This is a genomic window from Gemmiger formicilis (genome assembly GCF_024462815.1).
Classification (GTDB): Bacteria; Bacillota; Clostridia; order Oscillospirales; family Ruminococcaceae; genus Gemmiger.
Genome location: NZ_JANGCG010000024.1, coordinates 1 through 14,148 on the forward strand (window position 1 = coordinate 1; position 14,148 = coordinate 14,148).

At 47.8% G+C, this 14,148-nt stretch carries 14 protein-coding genes; all 14 read right to left on the bottom strand.

The features are described from left to right. Positions 1-35 precede the first annotated feature (35 nt). Complete coding sequence (locus NE623_RS13400; RefSeq protein ID WP_256273241.1) at positions 36-620, bottom strand: hypothetical protein; 585 nt, start codon at positions 618-620, stop codon at positions 36-38. A gap of 65 nt (positions 621-685) precedes the next feature. Next, positions 686-1,192 (bottom strand): hypothetical protein, encoded by a 507-nt coding sequence (locus NE623_RS13405; RefSeq protein WP_256273240.1) that lies wholly within the window; start codon positions 1,190-1,192, stop codon positions 686-688. Continuing rightward, complete coding sequence (locus NE623_RS13410) at positions 1,180-1,449, bottom strand: ECs_2282 family putative zinc-binding protein (RefSeq protein WP_256273239.1); 270 nt, start codon at positions 1,447-1,449, stop codon at positions 1,180-1,182. Before NE623_RS13410 ends, NE623_RS13405 begins: the two co-directional genes overlap by 13 nt. 202 nt (positions 1,450-1,651) lie before the next feature. Further along, positions 1,652-3,232, bottom strand: coding sequence for a recombinase family protein (locus NE623_RS13415; protein WP_256273244.1), 1,581 nt, complete (start codon positions 3,230-3,232; stop codon positions 1,652-1,654). A gap of 21 nt (positions 3,233-3,253) precedes the next feature. Continuing rightward, positions 3,254-4,075, bottom strand: coding sequence for a recombinase family protein (locus NE623_RS13420; RefSeq protein WP_256273238.1), 822 nt, complete (start codon positions 4,073-4,075; stop codon positions 3,254-3,256). Beyond that, complete coding sequence (locus tag NE623_RS13425) at positions 4,072-5,601, bottom strand: recombinase family protein (protein ID WP_256273237.1); 1,530 nt, start codon at positions 5,599-5,601, stop codon at positions 4,072-4,074. The genes NE623_RS13420 and NE623_RS13425 overlap by 4 nt, the downstream gene beginning before the upstream one ends. A gap of 246 nt (positions 5,602-5,847) precedes the next feature. After that, a complete protein-coding gene (locus NE623_RS13430) occupies positions 5,848-6,270 on the bottom strand; it encodes a recombinase family protein (protein WP_256273236.1) in 423 nt (140 codons plus the stop codon). Positions 6,271-6,281: 11 nt separating this feature from the next. Next, positions 6,282-6,728 carry a recombinase family protein gene (locus NE623_RS13435; protein WP_256273235.1) on the bottom strand — a complete coding sequence of 149 codons (447 nt, stop codon included), beginning with the start codon at positions 6,726-6,728 and terminating at the stop codon, positions 6,282-6,284. 14 nt (positions 6,729-6,742) lie between these two features. After that, on the bottom strand, positions 6,743-8,662 hold the full coding sequence (locus NE623_RS13440; RefSeq protein ID WP_256273234.1) for an ATP-dependent DNA helicase: 1,920 nt from the start codon (positions 8,660-8,662) through the stop codon (positions 6,743-6,745). Between the two features lie 376 nt (positions 8,663-9,038). Then, the gene (locus NE623_RS14945) at positions 9,039-9,401 is read right to left on the bottom strand and encodes an HTH domain-containing protein (protein ID WP_078783913.1); all 363 of its coding nucleotides are present in this window, start codon (positions 9,399-9,401) and stop codon (positions 9,039-9,041) included. Positions 9,402-9,652: 251 nt separating this feature from the next. After that, entirely contained in the window at positions 9,653-10,294 is a 642-nt protein-coding gene (gene pgmB / locus NE623_RS13445; protein ID WP_256273233.1) for a beta-phosphoglucomutase, read from the bottom strand. A 60-nt stretch (positions 10,295-10,354) separates the two neighbouring features. Further along, the gene (locus NE623_RS13450) at positions 10,355-12,334 is read right to left on the bottom strand and encodes a glycoside hydrolase family 31 protein (RefSeq protein ID WP_256273232.1); all 1,980 of its coding nucleotides are present in this window, start codon (positions 12,332-12,334) and stop codon (positions 10,355-10,357) included. A 6-nt stretch (positions 12,335-12,340) separates the two neighbouring features. After that, a complete protein-coding gene (locus NE623_RS13455) occupies positions 12,341-13,201 on the bottom strand; it encodes a carbohydrate ABC transporter permease (RefSeq protein ID WP_256273231.1) in 861 nt (286 codons plus the stop codon). Next, positions 13,194-14,114: a carbohydrate ABC transporter permease gene (locus NE623_RS13460; RefSeq protein ID WP_078783917.1), complete on the bottom strand. Its 921-nt coding sequence runs from the start codon at positions 14,112-14,114 to the stop codon at positions 13,194-13,196. The genes NE623_RS13455 and NE623_RS13460 overlap by 8 nt, the downstream gene beginning before the upstream one ends. Between the last annotated feature and the right edge of the window lie 34 nt (positions 14,115-14,148).

Sequence of the window (14,148 nt, forward strand, 5' to 3'; positions counted from 1 at the left end):
TTTTTTTGGACTTTCTCTGCAAAACCTATTGACTTTTATTTGCAGGACTGCTTACCGCATAAGAAGTTGTCATTGTTTTCAAGGTCGTAGATTTGCACAAAACCTCTGTGCTGATCTGCATATTTCAGCCACAGAACCTCATTAAACCCATTTTCGGAGAAACAAACTGACCACGTATCCTTTTTAACTTCATCACGGAGTGAAAGCGCTGCATTCAGAAAGCTTTCGGTAAGCCCGTGAGAAAGCGCGTTTGTCACATTCTCAACCGTAAACTGCGCTGCTTGCTCCTCAGAGAGAATATTCCCAAGCAATGACTTAACACCATCCACAACAGCTTCTGTACTTTCCGGAGTCTGGAATGCACTTAAATACTCTTTCCGGATTGCCTCAATGTCGATGTGAAGAAAGGTATCGAAAGGGTCATCATAATAATTCGCAGAAGAAAAATAGAGCTTATTCGTTCTGAGGGCATCCAAGCTCTTTGTGCTGACAGGTCGATACCGGAAAAGCAGCTTCGGATACTTAATTGCTTTGAAAAGCTGTTCTCGTTCTGCCACAATATCATTTCCGGGCAAAGAACATAATGTTTGCCAGAAGTGTTCTCGATCATTGTGATTCATTGATGCCCCTCCTCTCAATTATCAAATACGATTTGTAATCCGAAACAAAACCAACACTATCAGATTTATGAAAAATCGCCCATTTGTGTTTTGGTATGTTGATTGCCACTTGAATCTGTCCACTCGGTGACTATTCTAAACTTTGATGCCGAACCATTATGTGTGATGAGAACCAATTCATAGCTTTTTCTTGCCTCTAATTCTTCAAAAGGCTGCTTTTCTTGGCCCATAATCATAATACCAACATCACCATCAAATCGAGCAGACACATGATAGGCTGTTGCATTTCCTGAATTCCAAACTTTCAGTCTGTGCTTACCTTTACCTACAGTAATAAATCTTGCCTCGACACACGCAAGTTCCGCATCCTCCTTCTCTTTAGTTATCTTGTCCAATTCATCCTGCTTAATCTTGAGTTCCAGTTCATTAACCTTGTTCTGGAGACGTTGTGCCTTTGAAGATTTAAAAAGCGAAATGATGGCAACTAACAGAGATATACCTGCGATGATCAGCGCACCCCAATCTTTTATGAAGGACACCATTTCCTTCAATGTGTTAATCAAAACTTCCATTTTTTCATCGCTTTCTTTAATTCCTTTTCAAGTTCTTTGACTGCATCTTGCGCAAGTTCATCTACAGCATTATCGATTATTGCGGCATTGCTATCGAGCAACTCTCGTTTCGTGTATTCCGAACCGCAATCAGAGCAACGTACTCGTGCATCGTCACCTGCGTGAAGTAGATCTTCAAACTCTTCGTCCAATGATAAAAACTGATCATTACCACAAAGCGGACATAGCAGTGTGACATTACGATCTAAATTTTTCATTAAATCACCTCATTTCAACTGTTCACACAACGTCAGGATTTCTTCCGGTTTGGCAGTGATGTGGCGCCATGTTGCTTCAAACGTGTACACACCTTTTTGTCTCCATCTTACCATAAAGCGTTCTTTTTATCAAGTTTTGTTTCACTCCAGATTCTTAATTTTCTGCGAATGGTAGTTCATAATGTGTTTCACTCAAGGTTCCTTATTCTAGCGGCATTGCTTTCTCATATCCACCAATGAACCGTATTTCAATTTCATTACGAGACCTCACCGTGATTTTCTCAATGATTCGCGCGGTCAGCGCATCGTCATATTCTTGGATTTGCAGGTCTCTAGCTGACAGCAGTAGTTCCGGCTGGCTGGCTTTTTCCTGCTGGGCGGCGGTCTCCTCGATGGCTTTCTTCAGACGCTTGATTTTGCTGTTCAGCTTTTTCAGCCTATCATCCAGAAACGGAGTATCCTCATCAAAGTCCAAGGACATTTCCAGCAGGCGGTCAAATTCCTGTTGGGTCTGCTCCAGTTGCTCCTGCAAATTAGGCTTTATGCTTTCGCCGGTTTGGATGCTATGCAGGATGCCATTGATCTGGGCGGCAACCTCGTCGGTGAAGTTCGCCGCCAAATCCTGCACAGCTTTCAGAATTGCACGGTGCAGTTCTTCTTCCGGGATGGACGGTGAGCTGCCGCAGAATTTCGTGCCATACTCGATGCGATTCACGCACCGCCAGACGATTTGCTTTCTGCCGTGGATGTTCCAAGTCACCCGCTTGTAAGGGCTGCCGCAGTCACCGCAGAACAGTCGTTCGGACAAGGCATATTTGCTGTTGTAGCGGCCACGGCGGCGCTTGCGCTGGTTGGCGGCTGACTTGCTGTTTCGGCGGGCAATCTCAGCTTGTACCTCTCGGAACATCTGTTTACTGACAATGCCCTCGTGGTAATTTTCAATGTAATATTGCGGGAGCTGCCCGGTGTTTTTCTTATGTACCCCGGTCAGGACATCCTCGGTAAAGGTCTTTTGCAGCAGCACATCACCGCAGTATTTCTCGTTTTGCAGGATACGCTGGATGCTTTGCGCTGACCATGCGGTGTTGCCGCGGGCTGTAAGCGCGCCCGCCGTTTCCAGCTTTGCCTTGATGCTTTGCAGACTGTCCCCTTGCAGGTAGCTGTTGAAAATCAGCCGAATGACTTCAGCCTGCTCCGGGATGATCTCCGGCTTGCCGCCTGCCCCTTTACGGTAGCCAATAATTCTGCCGTAAGGGAAGGCAAATTTACCGTGCTTATATCCCATACGCTTGCCGCGGGCAACATTTTGGGAGATAGACTCGCTCTCTGCCTGTGCAAAGGCGCTCAGTACGGTAAGGATCATCTCAGAGTTCATGGTGGCGGTGTTAATGTTTTCTTTTTCAAATACCACCGCAATTCCCATCTGTTTCAGCATTCGGACGTATTGGATGCTGTCCAGCGTGTTGCGGGCAAACCGTGAAATAGATTTCGTCAGGATAAGGTCGATTCTGTGCTTCTTGCAGTCCTGAATCATCTGGTTGAAACCATCGCGCTTCTTTGTATGCACACCGGAAATACCATCATCTGCGTAAATGCCCGCGACCTCCCACTCCGGGGTTGATTCAATTTTCTCGGTGTAGTACAACTTCTGGATTTCAAAACTGCCCTGCTGTTCTTCTTCCTCGGTGCTAACACGGCAGTAGGCAGCTACCCGCAGCTTGCGCACGGCATTTTTTCGTCCGGCACTTTCCCGCATTGAGGCGGGAATCTCAACGATTCTCATGTCATTCACAGCTTTTCCTCTTTACACGATTTGTCCGTTTTGCAGTCTGACTTCAATGTGGGTGTCACGGTACAGAATAACCTTGCTGACGACCTCTTTATAAAAGGTATATGGAAAGCCGTCTGTCAGATCATACTCGGCACAAGCTTTTCGTATTTGCATAGTTGCCGGGTCGGCATCTCCTGCAGAGCAGAATTCATATTCCAGTTCCGCCCGGCGTAAGATTTTGGCGATTAGCGCATCGGCATTAGGCTCTGTTTCTAGCAAATCAGTTTGAATTTCTCGTGCCAGTTTGGCGGCTTTTACGGATTGGACATTGCGCTGTGTTGTTGGTGAGCGAATAACCTCTGAATGTCTCTGAATCCACTCTAATTTTATTGTAATAGCATCAGACAATTCTTTTTCTTGGATGGGTTTCGTCCACATTCCACATTGGCGGCAAAACCATTGTTCGGTTTTAGGCCTCCAGTATAGGCGTTCTCCGCAGCATCCGCATTGCATATCTTGGCGAAACGGCTGTAAAACCGTAGAGTATGTTTGCGCTTTCCTCTGGCGAAATTTTTCTACCACGCGATATTGGGTCTCTGTAATGATAGGCGGATATTTTTCACTGCCACAGTAAATTTCATTTGCAAGGACGCGGCTCACCATGTTCTGATTCCATTTTTGAGTGTCCTCATGGTACGGCGTTTTCCTCGTTGTCATGCTCTCCGCAATTTTTCGAAGGGACTTCCCTGCTGTGTATTCCTCAAAAATATATTGCACAGCTTCAGCTTCTTCTTGAACTATAGTTGTTTTTCCGGCTGTGATTTGGTAGCCAAATGGCAGGTATCGCTTTTTCATTTTTCCGTCCGTTCCTCCGAAAGTTTCATACCATTGATGAGTTCAAATTCTATCGCCGTATTACTGACCGACACTTTTTTGACCATCTCAGTAAAAGTATGCTCATCAAAGTATGTCAACGGCGGACCGGAATCCAATATTTTCTCAATCTGCCTTGTGCTTTTCAAAGTTTGTTCAACATTCTTGCTGATGGAAGTTCTGGACAGCTGAACTCTTTTCTCGTCAAGTTGCTGTTCTATAAGGGTTTTTCGTTCTATGTATTGGGTATCCTCGATGTAACCTTGTGCATGGATTCTTTCCAAATTATGATTTTGTTTTGCAAGACGTTGAATTTCCGCATAAATAGATTCTCGTGCGGTATTCTGGTGTTCTTGTTGCGATTTTAGCTGCAAAAGGCTGTCTACCATCGGCCGGAATATCCTTGCACGATTTGCTTGCAGCTTGTTATACATATATAAAAAAGCCCGGCAAAGTTCTGTTTCGTAAACAGACTTTACCGGGCATAAGCTGGATTTATTCAAATGCTTTCTGCAGCCCCAAGCCACAGCACCATTTGCTCTGCTGGCTTGGGCAAACACAGTGCCGCACTCGGCACAGTAGATTTTCTTTGTGAATACTCGTGGAGCGGCATTGGGCACGGACATCTGCTTGGTTTTCAGAAGTTGCTGCACTTTGTCGAAATCCTCGTCCGAAACGATTGCCACATGGCTTTTATAGGCACAGTATTTCGGGAACTGGCCCTCGTTGTGGTAGACCATGAACGGCAATGTGTCCGTGGTGTAATGTTTTTGGTGCAGCGTATCGCCTTTATAGGCTTCGTTATGAAGCATGAATCGCACAGCGGAAGTGTACCACCAGCCACCCTCTTTCGGATGGTTTTCATTTAAGTAACGTGCAATTTCTGCGATTCCCACCCCGCTCAGGTACTTTTCAAAAACCAAGCGGACTACTGCTGCCTCATTCTTTTCCAGTACCAGCTGGTGATCCTGCTGCCTGTATCCGAAAGGAGTCGCACAGTTCACATAGGTTCCCGCCTGCATCTTTTTACGGATACCCCATTTCATGTTTTTGGAGATAGACAAGGATTCTTCCTGTGCAATAGCGCACATCATGCTCAGCATCATTTCCCCTGTGGCGCTATCCGTATCAAACTGTTCTTTTTCAAATTGTACTGTTACACCGATGCTTTTCAGTTCTCGGACGAGTGTCAGCAGATCTACCGTGTTCCTGGCCATGCGTGATGCAGATTTCACCAGAATACGGTCAATCATGCCCGCTCGACAATCTTCCATAAGGCGGTTTAGTTCTGCTCTGTGCTTGATACTCGTGCCAGAGATACCTTCATCTGCATACACTCCAACGAACTCCCAGTTCGGGTTCTTCTGGATAAGGTCTTCATAGTATTCTGTCTGCACCGACATGGAATGAAGCTGTTCATTGGATTTCGTGCTGACACGGGCATAAGCTGCCACGCGAAGACGCTTCGGCTGCTGCTGTATCGGCTGGATAACTTGGACTTGCGGCATATTATTTCCTCCGAGTTTGACGCTGTGACATTCTTTTTATCACATACAACATACCCGAAAGGCAGGTCAAAAGCTATTCACGAGAACCACTAAACTTCTCGGTGCAAAACGCCGCATTTCCGGGCATAACCAACATTCGCGCGCTGGCAGATGTCCCTAGGCAATCTTCCGTTTGCGGCAGCGGATACCAGCGCGGCATAGGCCAGTGCATATTTCAGCTCCTGTTCCAGCCTTACGGGAAACGGGTCAATCTGCATCGACAGCCACCTCCCACGGCACTCTTTTTCCGGTTCGCGCGGTACGAGCCAGGATCCGACTCTCCAACCCTGTCAGATAGAGTTCATATTGCAGATTGTTTTCGGTCGTAATCAGCACAGCGCCGTGGTTCTGCAAAAAGCGCAGGATGCGGTACAAGGTTGTAATGTCGTGACTCAAACGGTCAAGGCTCTGCACCATGACGGCATTGACGCGTCCCTGCTGTATGGCAGTGAGCATGGAGAACAAGGCCGGACGCCAAAATTCAGTGCCGTACTTCTGCTCCATGCAGGAGTTGACGATGATGTAACCGCGCCTGTCTGCCTCGCGCATAACATCGGCAAGCTGTTCTTCCAATGCGGGCAGGTTCGGTGCGGCGCTGCGGGCGAACGCCCAAACTCTGTATTCTTTCATGGGCGCACCTCTTAAAATTGATCCATAAGCGGGAGCCGAACATCAAAGCGTGGCTTGCCGAACGATGCCCGCGTGAAGCGGTCACCGACAAAACGTTCCAACCCGCTGTTGATGAGTTCGGCATTTAAGTCACATTCTGTGGTGATGAGGTAGACATCGTTCTGACGCAGAATTTCAATAACTCCTACAAGTATGTAGCTGTTGCGGCTGATTTGCTCCAAATCGCGCACCATCACGGCTTCAATCCGACCGTTCTCTACTGCGTCCAACATAGAGCGCAGGCCGATGCGGTCTTTCAAGGTGTTGCCGCCGCACTGGTCTATGGACGTGCCGCGCACGAGAAAGCCGTGTCCGGCAGCTTCGTCAATGAGGTCGTTCATGCGGTCAAAGGCAATGCGCGGATCGCTGTTGGCGCAGCGCACATAAATCCAGATATCGTGGTTTCGCATAAGGTACATTGCAGATCCCTCTTTCACAAATAGTAATCCGGGCGCTTCTGCTCCCGGATGAATTGCTGCACATCTTCAATTTTCTCAGTGATTGGGCAAGTCGGCAGTGCTGCCAGCGCGGCGTCATGATACCTGCCGCCAATGCCCGCACGTTCGTCCAGAATAGCGACCACACAAGAGTCCTGCTCGGTACGGATGGCACGACCAAAACCCTGTCGCAGCTTCTTCTGCATTTCGGGGATGACTTCGGCGTTTATGTAGTCGCGCAGATTCGGGTACTGCCGGCGTTCGTAGTCGCTGACTGGGTCCGGAATCGGAAACGGCAGCTTTGCGATAATCAGCAAAGACACCATATCGCCGGGAAAGTCAATGCCCTCCCAGCAGGAGCCCGCCGAAAACAGTACGCCGTTGCCGGATTGCTTGAACTTCTGGATGATTTTGCCGCCATTGCGCCACGCCTGATAGGTCGGATATGTCCACTGACCGTCCGTCAGCGCGCGGACTTCTGCCATCTGGCGGTACGCTGTGAACAACACCAGCGCATGACCGTGGCAAGCATCCACCAATCGGACGATTTCTTCTGCCATTTTGCGGTTGTCCATTCGCGTTTTTACGCGCGGTGGAAAGTATAACAGACATTTTTTCTTGTAGTTAAACGGAGAATCTGCGCGGAAATGGCGCATGGGGCGGTAAGCCGCCAGCCCCAAAAGCTGTTCCGTGTGGCTGAAATCTCCGGCTGCAGCCAATGTGCCGGAGGTCAGAATTGCTGGTTCGCGGGTATTCCATAGGGCGCTGCGGAGTAGCTGCGGTACGCGGCTGCTGGCTGCGCAGAATGTAGGCTGACCATCGGCATCGTAGTCGATGTAAAGGATGCGCGTCGGCACCTCCAAAAGAAAAAGGCGCAGGAGACTTTCGGCTTCTCCCAGCCTGTTCAGCAGGTATCGCGGCATATCCGGCAATCCGCCAGCATTTTGCAACAGTGCTGTACAGTCGATGAGCGCAGCGCGGCGGAACGGTGTAAGCACGAACGGTTCACTCACTTTTCTTCGCAGCTTGGAAAGCCCCTGCGTGCAGGAGAACGACAGCGTAAGGAACGCCGTCCGCAGCTGTCTGCCAAAATCCTTGTAGTGCGCCTGTTGTAATAAAAGGCACAATTCATCCATGTTGTGCGGGGATAAGGTTTCTGTGTACATCTGGCGGGCGGCATCGGGTAATTTGTGCGCCTCGTCCACTACTAGTGCCTGATAGCTGCGCAGGAGCAGAGGTCTATCTTCAAGTCGGTGCGATGCGTCTGCCAGCAAATAATTGTGATTGCAAATTTGGATGTCGGGTTTCATGGAATCTCGCAGATATTGCTGGTAGCGGCAATCCTCGCGCAGAAAGCAATCGCGCGGGCAGGACTGCGGCACACAGATCCGGCAGCGGTCATACCGAGAAAGTTCTGGGATATGATCCATGTCCAAAATATTTTCCGCAATGTGCAGGCTGTTCTTCTGCCGTTTTCTGCTTGGCTGCACCAGCGATGCTCTTTCGGCAAGGCGGGCATCGCAGACAAAACGCTCTTTGCCCTTGCGGACAACGGCTGTGATGGGTGCGGTGATGATACCCTCGTCCAGCAAAATAGCGGACAGGTCGGGCAGATACTCTGTAAGGATAGCGTCCTGCAAGGCGACGCTGGAGGTGGAGATAACGACGGGCAGTTTCATCCGTTCGGGGCGATGCATCTGCCAAAGGATACAGCCCACGAGGTAAGCCAGCGTTTTGCCGGTGCCTACGCCTGCTTCGCACAGGGAAATTTCCTTATTATATAAGGTATCTAAAACTTCATGGCAAAGCGCGATTTGTTCCTCACGCACCGCCATGCCGTGCCTGGGTAAGATTTCCCGGAAAGTTTTCTCGGCCATACGGTGGGATTCCGCATAGCCCGTTGGATAGGTTTGCATTGGTTTACACCCCTGTTTTCCATCCCGTTTAAAGCAAAATGATGGGCAGCAGGCGCTTGGGGTCCTGCTGCCCACGATTTGCCCTAAACGGCAAAAGTAGATAGTTAAGAAACTGTGCCACATTTGCCGCTCGCACCCCTGACACCGGGAACACAACAGGCAGGGTGTTGGCACACCCGTTCACTGACTCCGCCGGAGTCTTACTGCTTACAACTCCGGCTCGGTCACCCCCTCTGACGCGGGAGGCTGCTGGCGTATCATTGTACTCTCTCCCACCGCAATTCCGGTTTGCCAGTCCGCCCACTGGGGCCTGCCGGGAAAGGAACGTACTTGTTATGCTGGGTATTCGGTTGTCAAGGTACAGGCATTAGCCGCCTCAAAGACGGTCAATGCGAGCCAAATCACGGAGGATGGATTTCAAATATGTCTTATCTTCTTCCTGTATGTAGGACAGCATGTGGAGAAGTGCCGCTGCTTCTTCCGGAGTAAGATACCTTGGTTGCGAATGAATCGGTGAATCAATGTATATTCCACCATGACGACCGGGCGTGCTTCCTATCTGGTATGTAAGCGACAAGATTTCCACATCGTAGCGAATCGTTCTGCGACAGGTGCCAAAACGCACAACCAGATCATTGATTTTCACTTTTTCTGTTCTGGAAAAGAGTATCTCTATAATCTCGCGGCGTCGTTCTGACGCATTTATCGCTGACTCACCTCCTATTGGCGTGGCTCTGATTTTAGACTATCACGCTATGGGGCAAAAACCTTGCCCCTTATTTTTATTTTTTTATAAAAGAGAATCGTACAATAATCTCTGTATTTCAAGATATCAATAGTTTCCTACTTATACTGCTAATCATATAGCTCATCACTTGAAAGAAACGCAAAACGGAAAAATAACTTATAACAAAAAAGAGGCCTGCATCCAAGTCCAACTGGACTTCAGAATGCAGGCTCTTTTATCATCACCTTTTATTTAGTTTTCCATCAGGCTGGATGGCCCTCTACTGCAAGAAGTTCACTTAACGATAGAAGCGGATAATTGACGTTCGGGCAATCTTTTGCTGGCCCGATTCCAGCCACCAGAAAACCCCCATTGAGGGCGGCTTTCACACCTGCCTCTGCATCTTCAACGACAAGGCAATCACTTGGCTTTTGGTGCAGCTTTTCTGCCGCCAGCAAAAAGACCTCCGGATCTGGTTTTGAATGTGAAATTTGATTTCCATCTACAATAACATCAAAGAACTTTCCAATCCCGAGCTTTTCTACAATAAGCGGTGTATTCTTACTTGAAGATCCGATAGCCATCGGGATATGGACGGCATGCAGCTTTTCCAGAACTGTCCATGCACCATCTGCCAAATCCTTTGAAGTTATATTTTGTAGCAGTTCTCTGTAAATATTGTTTTTCTTTTCCGCAAGCAGAAATTTTTCCTGCTCGCTATAACAGACTGGCGAATTGCGCAGGATTAGTTTGAGACTCTCCATCCGCGAAACGCCTCGCAGCTGGTTATTGACTTCTCTATTAAAAGGAATATGCAATTCATCAGCTATAGCCTTCCATGCCATATAGTGATATTCATCTGTATGGCACAGAACACCATCTAAATCGAAAATAATAGCGTTCATAGGCAAATCCTTTTGACTGCAAATAAACAGCCTCTTGCTGTGTGCTAAAGCCTCTTGCGGTCAGCAAAAATGGTGAATTTGAACGGTTTCTGCTCCAGTTCCTTCCACGCGGACCTTTTCGTTTTTCCACTCGCAGGTAAGAACCGACTTATTTGTGGTGAAAGTACTTTTGCCTGCCGCTCCAGCGACAAGCAGAATCAGTTTAGAATTAAGATTCTGAGAAACTGGATTGCCAAGTGAATCCATGCCATCAGCATGCAGAGGAACTGCATAGCCACTGCGGATAAAAACAGGGAATTTCATATCTGCCGTCGTAGAAATTGTCTGGCAGCCATGATAGCATTTTCCCGTAAAAAAGGCGTACCATTCGCCCTTCGGCAGATAGACTTCTCTTGCAGTTTGGTTTTCTTCCAGCAGTGGTGCAACAAGGATAGCATCCCCCAGAAGGAATTCGTCCTCAACTTGGCGAGCGGCTTTGTCCCGCGGCCATTCGTACACCAGCGGACGCATCATTGGGACTTTCTCTGCTGCGCACCTGAATGCAGTGGCCATCAAATAGGGCTGCAAATTCATTCTGAGCCAATGCCAAAAACGCATCTCTGTCACGAATTCAGGAGAATTATAAACTGCTGCCATATTCCACGGGCTGCGTTCATTGTTTCCCTCGCCGCCAGGCATCAATTCTTTGAACTGACCGCCATCGGGTTCAGAATGCCATTGCATAATTGGCGTAAAACACGCCAGCATCGTTGCACGGCGATAGAGATCCAACGTCGGAAGCGGCCCTGCAAACCCGGCAAGATCAAATCCCCAGAACAGAATGCCGCTTAAAGCTGCACTAAGCCCTGCGGAAAGGACATGCCGTAGTTCATCATTTGTGGACTGCTGATCCCCGCCCCAATGGCACGGTGTTGTATGCTGTCCCATATAGCCTGCACGGCTGAAAAGGACATGATTATCACCAAGAAATTTGGTATATGCCTTCGTGTATTGCTGCGGATAGTAGTTGCGGCTTTCCTTGCCCGTACTGCCGTCATAAAAGGAGACTTCATCTGTGCAAACAAATTCGCCGCCATCGGTTTTGAATCCATCTACGCCCATGTCAAGCAGGTACTGTCTTTTCCCGAACCATGTTTTGCAAGTTTCAGGATTTGTAAAATCAGGGATCATCGAGCCGGGGAACCAATGTCCTTCCGGAATCTTATAGGGTGTCCCATCCAAGTTATGAATACACAGGGAGCGTTTTACTGCATCCTCCCGATCCAAATCATTCTGATGATTTCTGATTTCATCATCGCCTTGCTGCTTATACACCGGGACCTGCCAGAGCACCAGATGAAGTCCTGCCTTATGCAGCTTTTCAATCATTTCTTGTGGGTTCGGCCAATAGGCGCTTTCCGAATAGTCAAAGTCACCTACTGCAAAAGGCCCCCCGTTCGGCTTTTCCTTATATTTGGCACCATTAAAAATGTAAAAGGTTGCTTCATCGCTCCATGCTTCAAGAACCAGCACGGTAGCCGGGAATTGATACTTCTTCAGAAGTTCAATCTGCTTTTCCGTTTCCTTTTGCGTATTCCAATGGTTTGCAGAGATCCACGGCCCGAAGACCCAGTCAGGCGGAAGAATCGCAGGCCCGGACAAAGACATATACTCAGAAATTAGTTTTTCAGGCGTCCCTGCGTTGAATATAAACTTACAATTGCCGGGCGCATGAACCGTTATGACGTTTTTCTGTGTGAAATCGAATATCAATGTGCCACCAGACAATGTACAGAAAGAGAACCCTGTATCCGTGAAAAAGAACGGCGAGGGACAATAGCTTTTATCCCCTTGATTACAGAACTTTTCTTCCACCTCGATTTTCACGATGCGGTCATTCTGGTTGAGTCCATTATACCGTTCACCCATTCCATAAACTGCTGAATACGCAAGACTCATGGTGAGCAGTTTTGTCTGTTCATTCCAGCATATAGAAGCCACCTGACCGTCTACTGGCATGTTCAGATTGGCATCGTTCTTATTAGGCTCCCACTCAATCATATGCTTTTATCCTTTCACGCCGCCAACCGTAAGGCCTTCTTTGAAATACTTCTGCGCAAAAATATAAACGATCAGAATCGGAATAATCGAAATCAGTGCGCCTGCCATTGTCAGGTTGTACTGATTCTTGTACTGGCCGGACAACGTGCTCAGCAGCAGTGGAAGCGTAAATTTGCTTCTTTCGCTCAGCAAAACCAACGGCAGTAGGTAATCATTCCACATGTCCATAAATGCAAGGATTGCCAGCGTTGCCATAGCGCTGCCGCTCATGGGCAGTATGATTTTGAAAAAAATGCGCCACATGCTCGCGCCATCAATAACAGCGGCTTCAATATAGGCATCGTTGATCGTCATCATTTTCTGCCGCATCATAAAAATGGCAAAGGCATTAAACAGCTGCAACAGCATAAACGCATTTAAGCTATTGGTAAGGTGCATATTCGTCATAATAATGAACAGCGGAATAAAAGTGATCTGCGACGGAATCATCAGCGCCGTAACATAAATGCCAAAGACCGCATTACGCCCCTTGAACGGAATTTTTGTCAGTGCAAATGCAGCCATCGCGGCACACAGAAGGCGCACTGCCGTGCAAAGAACAGACACGTAAAAGCTGTTGAAGATAGAGCCCACAAATTCCGGCATAGCAAAAAGTTTTTTGTATGCATCAAGTGTCGGTTCTTTTGGGATCCACTCCACGGGAATGCTCATAATAGCGCCGCGGCCTTTTAAGCTGGTGATAATCATCCAATAAAACGGGATGCAGACAATTATGGCCACCAACAATCCCAGTACATAAAATGCCACTTTTCCAATGATTCGTCTTTGTTTCAGCCCTGTCAAAGAAGATGTTTTAGCGTTAGTCATCGTAGTTCACCCACTTGTTCTGAAGTTTCATCTGAACCATTGTCAGAAGCAGCAAAATCGCAAACAGAATCCAGCTATATGCGGCAGCCGTACCCATTTCATAGTAACGGAAGCCGCACTTATAAATGCGTTCAACCATCACCATTGTCGAGCCAAGCGGGCCACCATCGGGGGTCATGATCATAATCTGCGTAAACAGCTGGAAGGAGTTAATCAAGCTGATAATCAAGACAAAGAAAAGCGTAGGAGTCAGCAATGGCAATGTAATTCTTGTAAACTGTTTGATTTTGCCGGCACCGTCGATTGCCGCCGCATCGTAGTATTCCTGATTGATTCCCTGAAGGCCAGACATCAGCATAAGGCCAAAGTACCCCATATCCTTCCAGACCGAGGCAAGAACGATTGCTGGCATTGCCCACTTTGAGCTTTGAAGCCACGAGGGCCCCTCAATTCCGAACAAGGCCAGAATATTGTTAATAGCACCATACTCAGGACTAAGAACCCATTTCCAAATCAATGCGCCCGCAACCCATGAGGTGATAACCGGGATATAGTAAAGAACGCGGAAAATTCCAACACCCTTTACATGACTGTTCAAAATGAGCGCCACAATCATGGAGGCAATAAGCATCAAAGGAATGTAGAGGATCACAAATTCCAGCGTGTTTCCAATCACCTGATAAAACTCTTTTGATGTGAGAATTTCCTTATAGTTCTCGATCCCTACGTAGAATCGATCCATGAATCCGCTAAAATCACTGAACAATGTCAGTTCGCTCAATCCATCCCAACTGGTCAGGCTGACAAAAATTTGCATAATCATTGGGATGATACTGAACACAACAAAACCAGCCAAACTTGGAAGCAAAAATGGTAATGCTGTTTTCCAGCTTGCCAATCGGGAATTTTTCATATTCTATAAACCCTCCGATAAAAATACGGGGACA